Below are 20,045 nucleotides of genomic sequence, written 5' to 3' on the forward strand. Positions count from 1 at the left end.
ATAGGTTGATTACGCTAGGACAGGTCGAATTTTCACCTCCTTTTCTGTCCGCAACACAGTTGACAGGAAAAAATTCACTTTCCAAACGACTAGCATCTTTCAGGAAAGGAGGTTTACGACTCTTTTAGAAAAGAAGGTTAAGAGTACTTTCGAAGACGTCTTTGGCTCATGAATGCAGTTGTATATGCCTGATCAAACACCTCGATCTTCACGCATTCCGGATGATGCTATCTTGATGACTCCAGCAATGGTCATTCATGCAGCGACCGTCACTGATTTAGTCTAGCACAGAGGTTTTGTGACAATCAAGGCGCTGGGGAGTACTATTCATCCGGACGAATGCTGTAGTACTATTACGGCAGGGAGGCAAACCAGATGAGGGGTGAACAAGAAGAGAAAAAAATAGACCTTTTACCAACATATTGAATCGCATTTTCCAGTCGCTAGACCAGCACGATTCGGGCGCGTGAGTTGTTAGGCATGCATTCCAAAAAAAAAATGAGCTACCTGGTGGAAGAACAGACCTCATGTAGAAAGCCACGAAACCTAATCGGTAGAAATCATTTCACCCGAAAAGATTTTGGCAAGGACTGCTGCGATATCTGAAATTGACACAGGTTTGGAAAGATACTCGGTCATGCCCATAGCCAGAAATTTTTCTCGATCACCTGACAATGCGTTGGCTGTCAAAGCGATGATGGGAATATGCGGATCAATCTCCTGAAAGGTCTGGTTTCGGATATGTTTGGTTGCTTCTGTTCCATTCATCTTCGGCATCTGGATATCCATAAACACACAATCAAACGTCTCCTGTCTAAGTAGATCCAGAGCTTGCTCTCCATCTGCAACACATACCGAGTCATGCCCCAGTTTCTCAAGAGACTTGCGGATCATCAACTCGTTGATGCTATTATCCTCAGCCACCAATACCCGTAGCCTGTCAACGGAGAGAGGAGAACTGATCTGCTGAGCTACAGATTGGGATACTGCAATCGCTTCCTGATCCGGAATTTCGGCCCGAACACATACGATTACAGTTGTACCCTGGTCCACGTTGCTCTCCAACCGAACCTCTCCTCCCATAAATCCGACGATACGCTTGACAATAGACAACCCCAAACCTGTCCCCGAAGCCAGGGCGTCCATGGTAGAACTCCCCTGCACAAATGGCTCGAACAGACGTTCCTGCTGCTCTTTCGGGATACCGATACCGGTGTCTTGCACCCGGAGTTCCAATTCAACCTGCCGGTCATCCAGTGAACGCACATCCAGAACAATGCAGATTTCACCGTTATTGGTAAACTTCACCGCATTGCCCACCAGATTATACATAATCTGGCGTAATCGCACCTGATCTGCCATAATAAACTGGGGCACATGACCTGCGATATCGGTCCGCAGAACCACATCCTTGCTTTGAGCCGGAAACCGAAAGATCTCCATCACACTGTATACCAGGCTATGTAGATCAAAGATCACGTTTACCAGCTCGAACTTGCCGGCTTCTATCTTCGACAGATCCAGGATGTCATTGATAATTGCCAGCAGCCCTTCGCCCGAGTTAATGGCGACATCCAGATACTGACGACGTTCCGCATCCAGATCGCCCATACGGATGAACTGCAGCATACCCAAAAGACCATTTAACGGGGTACGAATCTCGTGACTCATACTGGCGAGAAATTCACTTTTGGCCTGATTGGCCATCTCAGCCTGCCGTTTTGCGTCCATGAGCTGCTTTTCTGCTTCTTTACGCTCACGGATGTCTCTTGCAATACACAACGATGCTCGCTGCCCTTTGAAGGTGAATGTCTGAGCACTAATTTCCACCGGCAGAAGCTGCCCATTCCGGGAGCGTAGCGTCATCTCAAAGACAGCCTTACCGTCTTGTGCGAGACGACGATGCATCTCTTGGGTGTACGTGAGATCATATAAGTGCGTGATCTCACGAGGACCAATTTGCAGGAGATCGTCGCGGGAATAGCCCAGCCAGGTGCAAGCCAACGTGTTGGCGTCTAAAATGGTTCCCGGTTGGTGAAATTCATCCAGGCCCACCACGAAGATAGCATCATTGGCCGCTTCAAAAAGAACATGATAGCGTTCCTCGGATTCCTGCCTGGCCTGCTGGGCCAGGATACGATCGGTGATATCGGAGCTCGTGCCGAGAATGGCTTTATCCCCCTGGAAATCGACGACCGACGGAGTGAAGTCGATCCAGCGCACTGAACCATCCTTATGGAGGATTTTGAACTCATACCTCCGAGGCACCTCAGGACTGTTGGGATCCTGCAATCGCATCATGCCCCTGGCTAAAAGCAGGTCGTGAAATTCAGGATGAACGACTTTGGTAAAGAGTGTGTTTTCCAACTCTTCCAACCGATAGCCAGTGATGGCCTCAGCGGCAGGGTTCAAATATACAAATCTGTTATCATGAATCAGGGTCACGGCAGAAGCGGTATTTTCGGTCAGGGTACGGAAAAGGTACTCGCTCTCGTCAAGTTTTGTCAGCAGTCCTTCGTTCCGCAACTGCAGCAGAGAGAGGGTTGCGAACTCCTGATTGGCACGCCAGGCAACCACAAACATCAATACCGTAAAAAGTGCCAGGATAAGGGCCATGGCAAGATACATCGAATCTGCGGACATCGAAAAAAGCAGCAACTGCATTGGCAGAATATGCGCCAGACCATAGCACACAAAGCAGTAATACAACGGCGCGAGATAGACTGCGGCACCGGTCAAGGTCCCCCCCAACAGAAGAATATGAAAGGCCTGGGCCAAGGGAGGCAGGTCAGTCAAAAACAAAGGTGCACTTATACCCCAGATAAAACCTGACAGAAAAAAACCAACCAGCAGAAGCCGCGTCCATGCTTTATGGGAAAAGCGGGTTGAATTTGCCTTATAGGCAAACAGCAAACCGGCACGTGGCAGGAGGCTCAAAAGTAGTGCTCCGTACCAGGACAACAGAGTATCGCTGGGAAGAAGTTTGAAGAGGACAATAAGAAATACGGTGGCATTAAGTCCAGATGCGACCATCGAGATGCGCATATTGGAAAACAGATGCTCCAATTGCCGTTCATGTAACCGGTCTATGACATGCTCTTCATGAAGCGTATCCGCTCCAGCACCACTATTGATCAACATAAGAAACGCATTCCTCTCCTCACAGAATAGAGCAAGACTGATAACCCGATTCCATCATTCACGACCTGTTTCCTTAACGGTTACCGTTGTTGTTGAGTCGGGTTGGTATTCACCAAGACCTGACTCACAGCCTGGGCGAGGTCTTCCAGATGAAATGGTTTTTGCAGAATCCGATGTATAAGGTTTTCCTTCAAGCTTTCTGAAGCGATGTCATCTTTATAGCCTGTCCAGAGCATGATAGGTAGACTTGGATAAAGCACTTTAAGTGAATTTGCGAGTTCTACACCACTCATCTCAGGCATCGTCAGGTCAGTGATAACGAGATCTATCGAATTCTCTTCTTGTAAAAAGGCAATTGCCTCTTTCGGTTTATTAAAAGACATCACTTTGTAGCCCAACCCTTCAAGGATGGATTTACCCATATCCAACACCTGAATTTCGTCATCGACTAAGACAATAGTTTGGCCACTTCCTGTTGGAGTATCCGACAATTTGTCTATCTCGATAATGCCCTCTTCAGTTTGAGGCAGATATATCGAAAAGGTTGTCCCCACTCCGACTGTACTGTCGACGATTATGGCTCCACCATGGTTGTGAACAATGCCATGTACGACTGCGAGCCCCATGCCAGTACCTTTCCCGGATTGTTTGGTGGTAAAGAATGGTTCGAAAATTCTCGGCAGAATTTCATCAGGTATACCTGGGCCATCATCGCTAATCTCAAGACAGCAGTAGCGTCCGGGCTGCAATACGGATATTCCTGCCTGTTGCCCATTGATAGAATCATCTCGAAGTGCGATTTTAAGGGTTCCACTTCTATCACCGATCGCCTGTGCGCCATTGGTTGTAAGATTCATTATAACCTGGTGCAGCCGGGTTGAATCGCCTTTAATCCGTATATCAGGGTCTAAAACCGTTTCTATCCGAATATTCGCCGGCAAAGAGACCCGCATGAGATGAAGTGCTTCATCAACCACGGTGGCAAGTGTCAGGATCTCCTGAGGGCTGTCTGTTCTCCTGCTGAAAACAAGAATTTGCGAAATCAGATTCCTCGCTCTCTGGCCTGCGCCTATTATTTTTTTCAAATTGCCGTGAAGCTCAGAATGAGGCTCACACTTCAAACAACTGAGTTCTGCAAACCCGAGAATAGCTGCAAGGATATTGTTGAAGTCGTGAGCTATACCTCCGGCCAGATTGCCCAAAGCCTCCATCTTTTGAGCCTGATTGAGCTGCTGTTCCAAATTTTTCCGCCGTACGAGTTCATTCTTTGTTTTTTCAATCAGGTTAGAGACTGCATCGGCAAGAAGGTCAATTTCATCGCGGAATTTCACGCGGTCATTGCATACTGGTGGATCCAGGCTATCGATCTTTTTCAGATCGATTTTACGGGTATACTGCTCAAGGATAAGCAGACGCTGAATTACCTGGCGGTGAAAAAGAGAAAATAATATGAGTGCTATCCCAAAGACGCTCAGAATATTCGTGAACAGAAACCTCGGGAGATCGTTGTATATATAGGTCGGAATTGTGTCATAGTGACTTTGGAGGTAAATTTTGCCAATTTCTATCTCATCGTCACTGTCGCCGCCTTCGTACAATATTGACGTCTGGAACTCCAGATACGGGCTCTTGTTCCGTGTACCGTGTTGCAGGCATTTGGAAATTTTATTGTCGCATATCTCAACAAAACTGATGACCTGACTTGTCTGGCTTTCCAGTATTGTTCTGACCATGTTCCAGTCATACAGCCAGACCGCTTCCCGGATGGTAACTTTGGCCCCTTTTTCAAAGTTCACAAACTCTTCATGAATTCTTGTCTTTTCTGCCTCTCGATATCGAAAAAGATCGATAAAAGAAATTGCAAGGACTATTAAGGTGCAGGTGAGTACGGTGGAAAGTACAATCTTTAATTTAAGACTTACGATTTTCATTGGTTACTTCCTTCGCATCAGCAGATTACTTTCCTGAAACGCCGAACTCAAATTTTGGCATGCGAAAGTTCCAATGCGTATATACCTGCTGAAGTGCCCCCTCCCTATACAAGCGTTCGATCTCCTTTTCATAATGATTTCTGAGTTTATGCCCTCTTGGCGTATCGGCAAACACTGGAAAATACTTCCTTGTTCCAACTATCTCCAAACCAAACTTTGCCGGGTCGTACTTCTCGCCAGCGTTGACAAATGATTGATTTATCAGATTGAGGTCGTCAATATAGAAATCAGCCCTGTCATATATAACCATTTTCAAGGCCGACTCACCGCTTCGAACTTCTGTGAAATCAATAGGTACTGCAAAATCTATCTTTGAATAATATCCTTCTCTCCACACAAGTCTTTGTCCTTTGATCGTGAGATCTCCTTCCCATGGCTCGAACTTTTCACGGAGATAAAGTGCATAAAAATCGTTTTCGTACATTGGCAAAGAAGCAAGTACCAGATGTTCGATTTCTTTTGTCTCACACATCTTTATATCTGCACGACCAATGGCAACCATTGAATTAGCCTGCACTGTTGGTACATAAAAATGTTTCACTGCATATCCAGCAAAAACCTGTTTAATAATGTCATGATACAGTCCACTGCCATCTTCGTTGGTAAACCGATCCCATGACGGCCCAGCTGTTACAATGGTCTTCTCATCTTCCGCCATAACCGAACTGATTGCCTGCAACAAAAACAAGCTCACCACCATGGCGATAAAGCGATGGTATTTCATCATCACTCTTCAAATCCTCCTGGAACAATTTCACCTTATTGTATTGTGCACGGCTTTTCGAGAGTTGCCCCTAGCCAGTCATTTCATCATTGTCCCGCACACAAACAGTCTTTTACCTGCTGCGTATATCGTTAAAACTCCGGTGTATATTTATGGTAGACCGCTCGACGTAGCTGCCCGCCATGAGGGCCCCGATCCTTTACGGTAAAGGTCTTCGTACGCATTGACTACCCGACCCTTTCTTAACATCAAAAGTGATTGGCAACTGAACAACAAGTTCAGAGCTAACAAGGCCATACAAAATAATCAAACATCTTTTCTATCATCTTCTAAATGGCAATGGCGTGTCAACATACAGACAAGATTAATTTCACGTACGCGTGTCTCTTGAAGCAAGAAACCGTTACTGGCATGTCGATGTTTATCAACATGCCGGTAACGGCTGGTGGACAGGTAGCAGGAGAGGACTACCCGGAGGAACGCATCAAACAAGAGAGAAGTTGTTAAAAGTTCCAGAAGGAATCAATGGTTGCGTCATCGATGTCCCAAACTACATTATGGGGTGCGATCGGTTCATCGTTGAAAAATTCCGGCAACCGGTCGTCCTCGCTGGTAAAGCCGGCTTTCTGGTTGAAGGCACGCTCGGTTTTCAAAATGAATTTGCCAAGATTGGTCACATCATCAGCTGTAAGGGCGATATCGTAACGGGCATTGATCATGTCGATTAATGCCGGCAGACAGGCGGCATCATCGAGTGCGGCAAAGGCAATAAAGAGACACATGCCGGTAGAGTCGATGGCCGCCGTTGCGATCTGCAGATTGCGCGACAGTTCGACCTGACCTTCCTTACTCAGCGGATCGAGCTGACCACCAACGTTTAGGATATTGGTGGCGATGGTATAGCCCATGGTATGATCGGCGCCCTGGGTCGAGGTGGCATAGGTAATGCCAATACCCTTGACGGCCCGTGGATCGTAGGCCGGAATGGCCTGATTCTTCACCACCGGTACCCTGGTAACGCCAAAGGTTCTTCCCACACTGCCGGCACCGCAGCCTAAAACACGACCAAGTGGCGTTCCTTTGCCGATCTCATCTTTAAGCATCCGGAGCATTTCCGTACCATCGCCAAAGGCCAGAACACCGGCTTCCATCGCTACCCCAAATGCCACTGAGGTCTCGATAGTGTCGAGTCCAAGGTCATCCATCAAAAAGTCAGCTTCGGCAATCTGATCGAGATTATCGACGCAGCAATCGGCACCCATCGCCCAGATCGACTCATATTCAAAGCCGGAAGTTTTATATTTTTTGTCCTGATCGTTGTAAAGCTGGGAGCAATTGATGACACACCCCGGATGGCAGTTGTGCTTCGGCCGCCCTTCACGGGCCACGATCTGGTCATGCATGGTTTCGCCGGAAATCAGCTCATGGCCTTCGAATTGACCTGACGTGAAATTCCTGGTCGGCAGCGCTCCAGCTTCATTGATGATATTGACCAATACGTTCGTGCCATACTGGGCCAGAGCCTGGCTGATCGGGTTGTCGACCAGGGCCTTGGCAAAGGTTCGGTTCGCTTCCTTGAACGCTTCAGGCCAGGCGATCTCGACCATCTTTGTGGTCGGCTCGATGGCGATAAACTTGATTTTCTTTGATCCCATCACCGCGCCGAGTCCTCCCCGGCCATTCGATCTCAGCCGTGAACCGGGATCCTTGATCGAGATATTGGCGGCAGTCATCTTCATCTCACCAGCCGGTCCGATGGTAATCACCCCTGTCTTTTCGCCAAGACGGGCGTTCAAGATCTGCACCACCTGATAATTTCCTGTACCGATCAGCTCCGTTTCCGCACTGATCTTCACGCCATCGGCAGAAACCTGCAGACCGTACCAGGTATCACCAGCGGGCATCCCTTCGATGATAAGCGCCTTGATGCCAAGCTTTGCCAGCATCTGGGCAGAGGTACCACCGGCGTTCGCCTCTTTGATGGTACCGGTAAGCGGACTTTTGGCCCCGCAGGAAAGCCTGCCTGAGTTGGCAGCCAGGGTACCAGAGAGAAGACCGGGGGCGAAAACCAGCTTGTTTTTTGCCCCAAGAGGATGACAGGTCGGCTCAACTTCCGCCGCAATTACTGTCGAGGTCAAACCGCGCCCGCCAAGTCCCTGCCAGGCAGCTGGCACTTCTTCAACTCTGACGCTTAGATCAGTCATATTGACACGAAATATTTTATCCGCCATCTCAACTCCATTTCATTAATACAAAATAATACAAATACGGGGCATGGGGAAATCCCATGCCCCGCGAATAATCAACAGCTATCTCTGCTTACAGGGCGGCGGTGTAAATCGCTTTCACATCCGCATCGGTAGGCCGGCGTGGATTCGTCATTCCACAGGCATCCTTCTGGGCGTTACCGGTCATGGTATCGATGTCTTCAGCTTTCACCTCTTTTCCATACCGCTTGCCAAGCTCAATGAGGCCTGCCGGAATGCCGATATCGGTTGAAAGCTTCTTGATCGCATCAAGCGCCTTCTCGGCTGCTTCACGTTTGGAAAGCCCGGTGATATCCTCACCCAGCAACTGGGCGATTTTCACGAAACGATCCATTTTGGCGATCAGATTGAATCGGCTGACATGGGGCAAGAGGATGGCATTGCACTCGCCATGGGGAAGATCATAGAAACCGCCAAGCTGATGGGCCATTGCATGGACATGGCCAAGGCTGGCGTTGTTGAAGGCCATACCAGCAAGATACTGAGCATAACACATTCCTTCACGGGCAACTATATCTCCGCCATTAGCAACGGCCGGACGAAGATGGGTGGCGATCAGTTCAATGGCTTTTTCGGCTGCGGAGTCAGTCATCGGAGTAGCGATGGTGGAAACATAGGCTTCAACGGCGTGGGTCAGGGCGTCCATACCGGTTGCAGCGGTAAGCGCCGGCGGCATACCCATCATCAGCATCGGATCGTCAAGAGCAACACCTGGAGTACAACGCCAGTCAACAATGGCCATTTTCACCTTTCTGCTGGTATCGGTGATGATACAGAACCTGGTCATCTCGGAAGCGGTACCGGCGGTAGTGTTGACTGCAACATATGGAGGCATCGGGTTGGTGGACTTATCTACACCTTCGTAGTCATGAATGGTTCCGCCATTGGCGATGACCAGACCTACACCCTTGCCACAGTCATGGGAGCTACCACCGCCCAGGGTGATCAGGCTGTCGCAGCCTTGTGTTTTATAGATTTCGACACCTGCATGAACGTTCTTGTCGGTCGGGTTGGGGATCGTTTCGTCAAAGACAACATAGGACATCTTTGCCGCATCCAACAGGTCGGTAACCTGCTTGGTAATACCGGCACCGGTAATGCCCTTATCGGTCACTATCAGCGGCTTGCTGCCGCCCAAAGCCTTAATCTTTGCTGGAATCTCTTTTGCTGCACCAATACCAATCAGGGTCACACTGGGAATGAAATAACCGTAGACTTCTTCACGAATTGCCATAACTGCACCTTCCTTCTTCGTTTGAATTATTCTGAGGTACTTGCTGCGCGTTTCAACGCCCGACTGCTGTGTTATAGAGCAATTGCCGTGCCTGTTTTATTTTTTCAATAATTACCAATTGTTAAAATGTTTCAAGCACATCATGAAAAGATCATTTTGTCCCAAAGGCAAGAAACTGGAAGATGCGAATGGATATGCCGGGAAAGATTGATGCAGGTAATGGACTGTAAATAAAAGACAATTCAGATGGTGGGTCATAATGACCCGCAAGATGGACGATTTGGGTCAAAACGTCCTTTTTGGAAATCAGGTTTCTAAAACAGGATAAGGCGCCGGAGATCTCTTGCAGACAATTATGTAAAAACAATATATTAGCAGGACATCAAGGCTATTCTTCGTAACCCGTCAGCTTGCGATAGAGCGTCTTTCTGCTTATTCCGAGGGTCTCAGCAGCCTTCTGGCGATTCCCGTTATAGAAGTCGAGGATTTTCAGGATATGATGTCGCTCCACTGACTCCAGAGAAAGACCGGCCTCATGCTCTTCGGCAACCGACAACAGTTCCCGCGGCAGGCAGCGCTCGGTGATAATGTTGTTTTCGGCGAGAATAATGGAGCGCTCGATAACATTACGAAGCTCACGGACATTTCCGGGCCAGCTGTAGTTCAGGATACAATCCATAGCCCTGTCAACAATGCGATAGACCGTATTGTCCGGGCTCATTCTGGTAAGGAAATAATCGACTAAAAGCGGCAGGTCCTCTTTACGTTCTTTCAGGGATGGGATATGGATGGTAAAGGCATTGATCCGATGAAAAAAGGCCTCGTTAAAACTCCCCTGCTCCACCCCTTGGGCCAGGTTGCGGTTGGTGGCAAAGAGAAAACGGATATTGACCCGCCGCTCTTCCTTTTCACCGACCCGGCGATAGGTCTGGGTCTCAAGCGCCCTCAGCAGCGAGGCCTGCACCTCCATGGGCAGCTCACCGATCTCGTCAAGAAAGAGGGTGGAGTCGTGGGCATAGGCCATGAGGCCATCCCGAGACTCGGAAGCCCCTGTGAATGAACCCTTCACATGCCCAAACAGTTCACTGCGGGCCAGTTCCTTCTGCAAGGAAGCGCAGTTCTTCACGATCATCGGATGTGCCGCACAGACCGAGCCCTCATGTATCAGACGGGCAACCACATCCTTTCCGACCCCCGACTCACCGGTGATCAGCACTGGTATACGGGCCGGAGCGACCTTGTTAATCAGAAACTTGATATCCCGCACAGATGCCGAGTTACCAATAAACTGTACCGGCGGCCGCTCGTCACGTGAATGGCGCAGCATGGTGTTTTCCCGAGACAACAACACACGCTGATGCGCTTTTTCCACCAGGAGATCCAGCTGATCGAGGTTAAAGGGTTTACGGATAAAGTCACAGGCACCAAGCTTCATAGCCTGAACAGCAATATCGATATCACCGTGGCCGGTAATCATTACCACCTCGATGTGCGGCACCGACTCCTTTACTTCGATCAACAGATCGAGATCCTGCACTCCCGGCAGGCGCAGGTCCATAATGACCACATCCACCCAATTACTGCGAAGCATGGCCATTGCTTCCGCGCCATCCTCAGCGACCAGCACCTCACGGTTTTCGGTTGCCAACTCCTTTTTCAGAAGCCGCCGGATCGGTTCCTCATCATCGATAACCAGAATGTTATATTTTTCCTGTTGTCCAGCCATCATCCACCCAGCCCCGGCAAACGCACGGTAAAGGAAGCCCCCTGGCCCTCCTCGCTCAGCACCGTGATCTCGCCTTTATGATTGTTCACAATTGAGTAACAGGTGGAAAGACCAATACCCACACCTTTGCCCACCGGCTTGGTTGTATAGAACGGCTCAAACAGCTTCTCCCGGCTTGCCAATGGAATGCCGCAACCGTTATCAGCCACCACCAGCTCTATCATGTTGTCATCGCCGGTGCGAGTTATGATCCGAATTTCGCCGGAACCGTTGATTGCGTCAAAGGCGTTGGTAAAGAGGTTGATGATCACCTGCTTGAGTTGGGACTCATCGCCCATAATCATGGCCAGGTTCGGCTCCAGCTCAAGCTTGACGCTGACCTTGCCCATATCTTTTAAATGGTGTTTGAGGATAAAAAGGGTATCGGTGACACACTGATTGATGGAGAGCGGACCAAGACTTGCCGCTGTAGGACGGCTGAACGTCAAGAGGGTCTGGACAATATCCCGGCAGCGAAGGCATTCCTTGATTATGGTCTCGGTGTACTCGTTAAAATCCTCAAGAAGTTCAGGTTCAGCAACCCCCTCGAGTCGTTTGATCCGCCGCTGCAGCCCCTCGGCAAAACCGCTGATAGCAGTGAGGGGGTTGTTGATCTCATGGGCAACACCTGCGGCCAAGGCTCCCACTGTCGCCATCTTTTCCGCCTGGTTGAACTTGGCCTGGAACTCCTTTTCCATGGTGACATCTCGTTTAAAGAGCAGCACGTTCTGCTCACCGGTCGGATCGGTCTTGAGCGGCGAGGCGATGATATCAAAATGGCGGAACTTGCCATCTATCTTATAGATGCAGAGATCCTTGACGATTTCACCAAGATCAAGCGAGCGGCGGGCCGGACAGTCATCGCAGCGACTGGTCTGGCCGCGAAACACCTCGTAACAGTAGCGACCGATCGGCTTGACACCGGGAAACCATTGGCCAAAGACGTGATTCACCCGTTGGATGCGCAGATCCTCGCTTAAGACAAGCATCAGGTCGGTAATGCCATCCAATACCGCTTGGATTTCCTGCCGTTTTTGCTCAAGCGCCAGATTCGATGTTTTCAGTTGCTCAACCTTCCGCTGCAGCTCCTGATAAAAGCCAAGTTTGCAATGTTCAATGCCAACCAGATCTTCCAATGAGGGAATACATCTCATCACCACACCTCTTCACAGATTTTCAACAGTTCTTTCCAGGAAGCGGGCCGGGGATTGGTGATATTGCAGGCATCATGTACCGCCATCTTGCAGATGGGCTCCAGATAGTGCCGCTCTTCCGGCTTGATCATCTCCTGGCTGAAACGCAAAGGGACCTTGAACGAAGCGAAAAACTCCTCGAGCTTATCAATACCGGCCAATGCCGTTTCCCGCGGTGAGCCATAGCTGGTATTGAGAATCACCCGGCCGATGTCACCCATTTTTGTCTCGGCAAAATCGAGATTGAACCGCATAACCGCGGTGAGCAAAATAGGATGCACAACGCCATGGCGCATATCGAAATGTCCGCCCAGCGAATGGGCAAGCGCATGCTCGGCACCAAGACTCGCATTACTGAAGGCCATGGAGGCCGCAACCGAGGCAATAGACAGTTTTTCCAGGGCATCAAGCGACCTGGTCTCCACCGCCCGGGGCAAGTGCCGGATAATAAGATCGATAGCTTTCAACGACTGCATTTCGGTAAACGGCGAGGATATGGTCGAAAGGTACGATTCGACCGCATGCGCCAGGGCATCGACGGCGGAGTGGATGATGAGCGTCTCGCTCTTGGTCCTCAGGATGAGCGGATCGACAATGGAGATATTGGGGACGAGCGTTCTTGTGATAATCGACATCTTCACCGCCCGCTCAACATCGGTAATGATACAGAACTGTGAGATATCCGAACCACTGCCGGCGGTGGTGGTGATCAGTACCATAGGCGGCAGAGGCCTGCTCACCCGATTGGCACCTTCGTAATCCCTGATTCTGCCGCCGTTGCTGGCGATAATGGCAATGCCTTTTGCGGTGTCCAGGGCACTGCCGCCGCCGATAGCGATGATGACGTCAGTGCCGTTTTTGAGGTACATCTCAGCACCCTTCTCCACCTCAAAATCTCGCGGATTCGAGGTAACACCGGGGTAGTAGACCCACTCGATGCCCTCTTTCTTGAGAATATCCATCAGCCGACCAACCCAACCGGCCTTTTCAATACCGCTGTCACTGACCAGAAAGACTTTTCGGGCTCCGAGCCTGAGAGCGCACTGTCCGGCGTAATTGAGGCTTCCTCGGCCAAATATGATCTCTGGGATCGCGAATTTGGTGACATCCATTACCGCACTCCTCCGCTCCACTCATGTATTATCAAGTACAAATTACCTTAGACAAAAGGCACACGACTATCGCACCGGGACACCTAGCATTTTTTTCATGGCCAATTTCAACTTACAGTTTTTTTCCCTTCAATAGAAGGTAAGCAATACATACTAACATCACCAATGTTGTCCTGTTCCGCAACGATTTTTGTCAGAAAACCCTCTTCTGACATTATTGCCCATCTGCTCAACCCATTGCACCTCAGCTTTCATATCTTATAGTTGTAGGCATATAAGTGCTTTCATCCCCTATTACCGAGGTTCTCATTATGAGCAACAACGTTCTTGGTACACCTTTAGAGTCCTGCAGCCTTGATCCGATGACCGGATTCACCCGGGAGGGCAGCTGTATTACCGGTGATGACGACTTCGGTCGTCATGTGATCTGTGTTCGGGTCACAGAGGAATTCCTGCAGTTTTCCTATGAACAGGGTAACGATCTGATCACCCCTCAACCCTTTACCGACTTCCCCGGCCTTAACCCCGGTGATAGGTGGTGTGTCTGCGCTGCCCGTTGGAAAGAGGCCCTCGACCATGATGTGGCTCCACCGGTGATTCTCATGGCCACTGAGAGTTCGGCACTCGAAGTCGTGAGCCTTGAGGATCTTCTCACCCATTCCTACCACGAGCAACAGTGCTGAATTCTAGATGCAGAACAGTCTGAAGCGTGTCACGACCACATGCCATTGCACACTGTAGCACCTTGTAAATTCAGGTTTTCAACCTTGACATTTCTCCTGGGAAACAGTTTCCTATAACCACTTTCAGGTGCTCGATATGAGCATAAAAGGGAACCCTGTGTAAATCAGGGACGGGCCCGCCGCTGTAACCGGGGACGAACTCTGCATGATGTCACTGACCATAGGTCGGGAAGACGCAGCCAGTAGAATGATCCGGAAGTCAGAAGACCTGCCTGAAACGAGTAGCGATAATTCCGTGGACAAGGAGCATCGCATTGGCGAGACGAGGACGACAGGGCATCCCCGGATCATTTTATTGGTCCGGGATTTTTTTTCGGACCGAACCTGAACAGAGGAGGAAAACATGTCGTTACGAGTCCGGATGTTATTAATATGCAGTGTGCTGTCGCTTGCCATTCTTGTCTGCCTGCCCACCAACCGGGCCCAGGCCAGTTCCGCCAAGCCCAAAGAAGTGAAAAGCGCCATTGTGCTTGCTCACTTCGGCACCACCGTCCCAGCAGGACTTGAGTCGATCATCAATATCGATAACGCTGTTCGCAAAGCGTACCCCAACACCGAAGTCCGCATCACCTTTACCTCCAACATCATCAGAAGCGTCTGGAAAAAGCGGCAGGCAGATCCCCAGAAATGGCTTGATCAGGGGATTCCCAAAGAAGTCCTTTATGTCAAAAACGTCATCGCCACCATCGGCGACCTGCTGGAAGAAGGCTATTCCAACATTATCGTCCAGCCATCGCACATGTTCTACATGGAGCAATCCTACGATCTGCAACAATATGTCAACGGGCTCGCCTCCATAACTACTATGAAGGAGAGGTGGAAACCGTTCACCAATCTGGTCATGGGTCGCCCTGCCCTTGGAGCTCCCGGCGACCAATATCCCTATCACGAGGATATTGATGCAGTGGTGAAAACGCTGGCGGACGATGCGGCCATGGCTGAAAAAGAGGGGGCCTTGCTGGTCTACATGGGCCACGGCAACGAACACTGGTCCACCGGTATCTACGCTGAGACCGTGCAGAAAATGCGCAAGGTCTATCCAAAAGTGAAAACCTTCATCGGAGTTGTAGAAGGAGTGCCCTCAGTCGAGGATACTCTTCTCGAAATACAGCAAACCGGCAACCGAAAGGTCATCCTGAGACCCTTCATGATCGTTGCCGGTGACCATGCCACCAACGACATGGCAGGTGATGAAGAAGATTCGTGGAAATCAATCCTCACCAAGGCAGGCTACGAAGTGCAACCCGTACTACAGGGCCTTGGCTCCAATAACGCCTTCGCCCAGATTTTTGTCGATCACATCGCTGATGCGGCCAAAGAGAAGGGAATTGAACTGAAATAACCCTTCTGCACCACCGGGGGATACCTGTGGCAGCTGGTATCCCCTTCCTTTATTATTGCAGGGAGTCCAGTGTTTGTTACCCCTTCAAAACCTGGTTAATCTGCTTCCTTTCGCTTCTCTCCGCGTAGCTACCCTCACCGAAAAATACCTGAATCATTATAGATGTGATTTGTCTTGTGTATACCTCGGTTCAATATAAGAAAAATATATACCACATTACGTTAATATTCATCCATCACACCGTATTCCCTGGCACATTTCATGAGCGGCTCGAAAATGAAAAAGCGGTACCCGTCATGCTTGTAAGACGCTATCTGAATTTGAGAATGCCTGCCAATTGCCTATCCACCAGATGCACCGAAAAACTATTGCAATTATGCTCACCAATGAGTTAGGGTCAAGTCTGAACGGCCTGAATTTTTCACGGCAAAACTGAAGCATAGTCAATATGACTACACCTCGGGGGAGGGAAACCAATGAGGAATCTGTCGACAAATTCTAACAAAAACCTAGAGCGCAATAAATCATTACGTAAATTTTGCATGATTGCCCTGTCTACCTCGGCAATCATGGCCATGCCTTGTGGCATGGCCATGGCCACACCATTCTCAACTTGGACGACAGTAGTCAATAACACCAACGAGGCACCAAATTCATCAAACGAATATTTTTTCAGCTATAACCAGCCTTCCATTAACGATGAAGGACTGGTCGTCTTTAGGGCCCGTGCCAAAGCGAAACAACAAAAAGGAGAGCCTACCAGTGGTATTTTTACCCGTGATATGTCAGTACCAGATTCAGCTATTCTAGCTGTCGCCGTGAGAAATGATGAAGTTCCAGACCCAAACAATATTGAGGAACCGGCTCAAGCAGGAACATTCAATGAATTTCCATCCTTTCCCCGTATAGACGCGGCTTCCAGCACCCTGGCTTTCCGCGGGCAATCGCAACCATCTGTTGCAACAAGCGTAACCAATGCTGATGAAACAGATACGACACACAGTGGGACAGCTGGCATATACGCTTCAATTAAGAAGGACTCCCTGACAACAGGAATTCGCAACATTGATGCCAAAGAAGCCTCTACCTTTGGTTATCAAGTACCAGGAACGGATGTTCGCTTTGATCAATTTCCCGGAGCCCCGTCTCCGATAGGCAGTATCATTACCTTTAAAGGCAACTGGACGGATCCCGACAGAACTCAGGGGGATCCAACCATGACAGGGGTGTATTATAAGGATATGGCCGGAGACACAGATGGTAATCCATCGCCTGTGGTAAAAATTGCTCAGCGGCATGACGAAATCCCAGCTGCAGCGACCCCAGGAGGACAACAATATAGCACTGATAATGAACCAGTCTTTTTTGGATCCACAGCACCACCCAGCGCAGCTGATGGAAAAGTGGTTTTCACCGGCCTCGATGATGAAGCAAACCCTTCAGCCGGCGGGATCTTCATGTTCGATATCGACGCCCCTGATGAAGGTTTGAAAACGATTGCTGGGTTTAATACTGTAGTCCCTAAAAAAAATGATTCTACAACCGCTGATACATACCTCAGCGCTTTTGGAGAAGCTCTCTCGTTCGACGGTCAATATGTCGGTTTCTGGGCTGGTTGGGGCGAGAATAAGATTAAAACCCCCCAGTCCTGTGGCCCTGACGGCAACAAAGATCTGTTAGACTATTGCAACAGTATTCAAACAGAACCCGAGGGGGGCGAGGCACTTAAAGTTCTTGAAAATCAAGGCATCTTTCTAGCTGATACATTAAATGACAAACTTTTCCTCGTGGCCCAAACCGGACCTCTTTTTGAGGACCAGAAAGACTACTTCGAAGACTTTTTGTTCTGGAATTTTTCAGGGAAACCTCCTGGAACCGGCGAAAGTAGTGAAGATGACTCGGCAGAACTACCTCGCTGGCGATCCTCCGCCTTTCTTGCTGTTGACGGCGACGACATTGTTTTCAAGGCACGGAAAAGTAATGGTGAAATAGGCCTTTATGGCGCCCTGGATGTTGCAACCGACGTAACTGGTCAATTTGATATTTTCACCATCCTTACAAAAGGCATGAAGAGTGGATTTCTTGACCCATCAGCTTCAGATATGACTATAGAATCTTTCGGTATTGAACGAGATGGTCTTCGCAATGGTCGACTGGCAATTACTGCCAGCATGCTCTCAGACGACGGTAGCAAAAAAATGTCAGGCATATATATAGCTCCAGTTCCAGAACCTGGCACCATGGCTCTCTTTGCCATCGGGCTGACCGGAATAGGGTTCTGGCATCGCAAAAAATCCTGATTAGTTCGTGTAATAGATCCCTAAATGGTCCTTTTTTACAATCACGACATTGGAGTACCGCCTATATCCCGGTACTCCAATGAAATTCATCATATACCTCGACACATAATCCTCTACATCCAAACTGCTCACTCAAGTGTCCAAACCCTATATCTTTTAGTATCTCACCAGCCAATTTTTACTATCCCTGCTTGCAATAATGCTTAGATTGTTACAATAACATGTTGTATTCATCAGTATTTTCCTCAAACAACAGGTTTTTTAACAGATAGAACATGGAAACATTGATCATCACCGCACTCCTTCTCGCCACCCTCTATCTCCTCATAACAGAGAAGATCTCCGTTGATCTCACCGCCATCGGGATTATGGTGCTGCTGGTGGCGAGCCGGATCCTCACCCCGCGAGAGGCTGTGGCAGGCTTTTCCAACCCGGCGGTGGTTACCGTGGCTGCCATGTTTGTGGTGAGCAAGGGATTGATGCGGACCGGTGGTGTCGAATTTCTTGGCAGACAGGTAATTCGCATGGCGCACGGCAATTTCAGGATGGCTCTTGCCGTCATTCTCTTTGTGGTCGCGCTGATGTCCGCCTTTATCAATAATACCCCGGTGGTAATTCTCTTTATTCCGGTGGTGATGGCCATGTGCTGCGAGTTTGGCCTCTCCCCTTCAAAATTTCTTATCCCGGTCTCCTACGCCTCGATCCTGGCCGGCACCTGCACCCTTATCGGTACGTCCACCAATATCATCATCAGCGACCTGAGTAACGACTACGGCTATGGCCCGCTTTCCATGTTCGAGCTCGCTATAATAGGAGTGCCCATTGCCATCTGCGGAATCATTTTTCTGCTGTTTGCCGCCCCGAAGGTCCTGCCGTCGCTCGCCAATCCCGTCTGTCACATTCAGGATAATGAGCACCGGCAATATCTCGCCGAGCTGCAGATCAACAAGGAAAGCGCCTTAATCGGCCTGGCATCGACCGAATTATTCAGGGAAAAGTACCCAAAGATGGAAGTGTTGGAAGTCATCAATCGGTCCCATATCTACTATCCTGGCCGCGACCTCATCCAAGTCGAGGCGGACGATATCCTGCTGGTGAAAGGATCGCTTAATGATTTGGTGGCAGTACTTCACAATGAAGGCGTTGAGCTTCCTTTATCGGAAAATGGCCTGCTCCTCGGTGCCCAAAAAGACGCACCTATCGTGGTCGAGCTGATTATTTCACCACAGTCCTCCATGCGTGGTCGGCGGCTCAGCAACACTGAACTCGCCCAGGACCAGGAGGTCAATATTATCGCCCTCAAGCGCAGCAACCTGCATATCAGCGAAAAACAGATCCTCGACGTACGGCTGCAGACCGGTGATATCATCCTGATCTGGTGTTCGGAAAGTAAGCTCGAAGCAATCCGGGCAGGTCAGGATTTCATTGTCATTGAAGATGTTTATGAAGAAATCGTCCATAAGCGCAAGGCAATATGGGCAATCGTCAACTTTATCGGCATGGTGGGTACCGCAACCCTTGGTCTGGCCGACATTATGACCTGTGCACTCACCGCCGCCTTCTTGATGATCATTACCGGCTGCCTGCAGATGCGCGACGCCTACCGGGCGCTGCAGGCTGATGTGCTGATTCTGATCGCTGGCACCATCGCTCTCGGTGCGGCTATGGAGAAGACCGGCACCAGCCAACTTTATGCGGAGGCCTTTCTCGAGCTTTTTTCCGGATTTTCACCTGCCATTATCCTCGGCGGCATGATCCTGCTCACCTCGATCTCGACCCAGATCCTCAGTAATAACGCCACCGCCGTGCTGCTTCTGCCCATTGCCATCTCCACGGCCGTGGGACTTGGCGTTGACCCGAAGCCTTTTATCATCGGGGTCTGCATCGGCGCTTCCGCATGCTTTGCTACCCCCGTCGGCTACCAGACCAACCTGATGGTTTACGGCCCTGGCGGCTACCGATTCAAGGATTACTTAAAACTCGGCATCCCGCTCAACATCTTTGTGGTTATAGCCGGTATGCTTTTGATTCCAATTTTCTGGCCATTTTAGCATGCCCTGTGGCATTGAGGGTTGAGAAAAGCACTACGATAAATGCAAGTACCACCAGATCATCCATGATGAGCATGGTTGCCACATGCACCGGCAACCTGCTTCTACACCTGCTCATTGTCGACAGACTCTCACATCTATCCTCCTGATTGCCATCATAAATATATTTGATCCTTATCGCA

Annotated in this window: 12 protein-coding genes and 1 riboswitch; of the genes, 4 read left to right on the forward strand and 8 right to left on the reverse strand. The window is 49.5% G+C overall.

Annotated features, from left to right (window positions below; genetic code table 11):
* Positions 1–546: 546 nt before the first annotated feature.
* The 8 genes from BUF15_RS00500 to BUF15_RS00535 all read right to left on the reverse strand — a co-directional run bounded on the left by BUF15_RS00500 (position 547) and on the right by BUF15_RS00535 (position 13,427).
* Complete coding sequence (locus BUF15_RS00500) at positions 547–3,141, reverse strand: PAS domain S-box protein (protein ID WP_073611482.1); 2,595 nt, start codon at positions 3,139–3,141, stop codon at positions 547–549.
* Positions 3,142–3,221: 80 nt separating this feature from the next.
* Complete coding sequence (locus tag BUF15_RS00505; protein WP_073611483.1) at positions 3,222–5,072, reverse strand: ATP-binding protein; 1,851 nt, start codon at positions 5,070–5,072, stop codon at positions 3,222–3,224.
* A gap of 25 nt (positions 5,073–5,097) precedes the next feature.
* A complete protein-coding gene (locus BUF15_RS00510) occupies positions 5,098–5,859 on the reverse strand; it encodes a type 2 periplasmic-binding domain-containing protein (RefSeq protein ID WP_073611484.1) in 762 nt (253 codons plus the stop codon).
* A 500-nt stretch (positions 5,860–6,359) separates the two neighbouring features.
* Positions 6,360–8,087, reverse strand: coding sequence for an aldehyde ferredoxin oxidoreductase family protein (locus BUF15_RS00515; protein ID WP_073611485.1), 1,728 nt, complete (start codon positions 8,085–8,087; stop codon positions 6,360–6,362).
* Positions 8,088–8,175: 88 nt separating this feature from the next.
* Positions 8,176–9,357: an iron-containing alcohol dehydrogenase gene (locus tag BUF15_RS00520; protein WP_073611486.1), complete on the reverse strand. Its 1,182-nt coding sequence runs from the start codon at positions 9,355–9,357 to the stop codon at positions 8,176–8,178.
* 388 nt (positions 9,358–9,745) lie between these two features.
* Positions 9,746–11,086 (reverse strand): sigma-54-dependent transcriptional regulator, encoded by a 1,341-nt coding sequence (locus tag BUF15_RS00525; protein WP_327021812.1) that lies wholly within the window; start codon positions 11,084–11,086, stop codon positions 9,746–9,748.
* Positions 11,083–12,276: a two-component system sensor histidine kinase NtrB gene (locus BUF15_RS00530; protein WP_073611487.1), complete on the reverse strand. Its 1,194-nt coding sequence runs from the start codon at positions 12,274–12,276 to the stop codon at positions 11,083–11,085. The genes BUF15_RS00525 and BUF15_RS00530 overlap by 4 nt, the downstream gene beginning before the upstream one ends.
* Positions 12,276–13,427 carry an iron-containing alcohol dehydrogenase gene (locus BUF15_RS00535; RefSeq protein ID WP_073611488.1) on the reverse strand — a complete coding sequence of 384 codons (1,152 nt, stop codon included), beginning with the start codon at positions 13,425–13,427 and terminating at the stop codon, positions 12,276–12,278. The genes BUF15_RS00530 and BUF15_RS00535 overlap by 1 nt, the downstream gene beginning before the upstream one ends.
* A gap of 311 nt (positions 13,428–13,738) precedes the next feature.
* Here BUF15_RS00535 and BUF15_RS00540 point away from each other — a divergent pair, with 311 nt between their 5' ends.
* From BUF15_RS00540 to BUF15_RS00555, 4 genes are all read left to right on the forward strand, one after another.
* Positions 13,739–14,110 carry a DUF2237 family protein gene (locus BUF15_RS00540; RefSeq protein ID WP_073611489.1) on the forward strand — a complete coding sequence of 124 codons (372 nt, stop codon included), beginning with the start codon at positions 13,739–13,741 and terminating at the stop codon, positions 14,108–14,110.
* 108 nt (positions 14,111–14,218) lie between these two features.
* Positions 14,219–14,400: riboswitch (cobalamin riboswitch) on the forward strand.
* A gap of 113 nt (positions 14,401–14,513) precedes the next feature.
* On the forward strand, positions 14,514–15,512 hold the full coding sequence (locus BUF15_RS00545) for a sirohydrochlorin cobaltochelatase (RefSeq protein WP_073611490.1): 999 nt from the start codon (positions 14,514–14,516) through the stop codon (positions 15,510–15,512).
* Between the two features lie 476 nt (positions 15,513–15,988).
* Positions 15,989–17,812: a PEP-CTERM sorting domain-containing protein gene (locus tag BUF15_RS00550; protein WP_084553287.1), complete on the forward strand. Its 1,824-nt coding sequence runs from the start codon at positions 15,989–15,991 to the stop codon at positions 17,810–17,812.
* A 275-nt stretch (positions 17,813–18,087) separates the two neighbouring features.
* Entirely contained in the window at positions 18,088–19,863 is a 1,776-nt protein-coding gene (locus BUF15_RS00555; RefSeq protein WP_073611492.1) for an SLC13 family permease, read from the forward strand.
* Positions 19,864–20,045 lie beyond the last annotated feature (182 nt).

Source organism: Desulfopila aestuarii DSM 18488, from assembly GCF_900143695.1.
Classification (GTDB): domain Bacteria; phylum Desulfobacterota; class Desulfobulbia; order Desulfobulbales; family Desulfocapsaceae; genus Desulfopila; species Desulfopila aestuarii.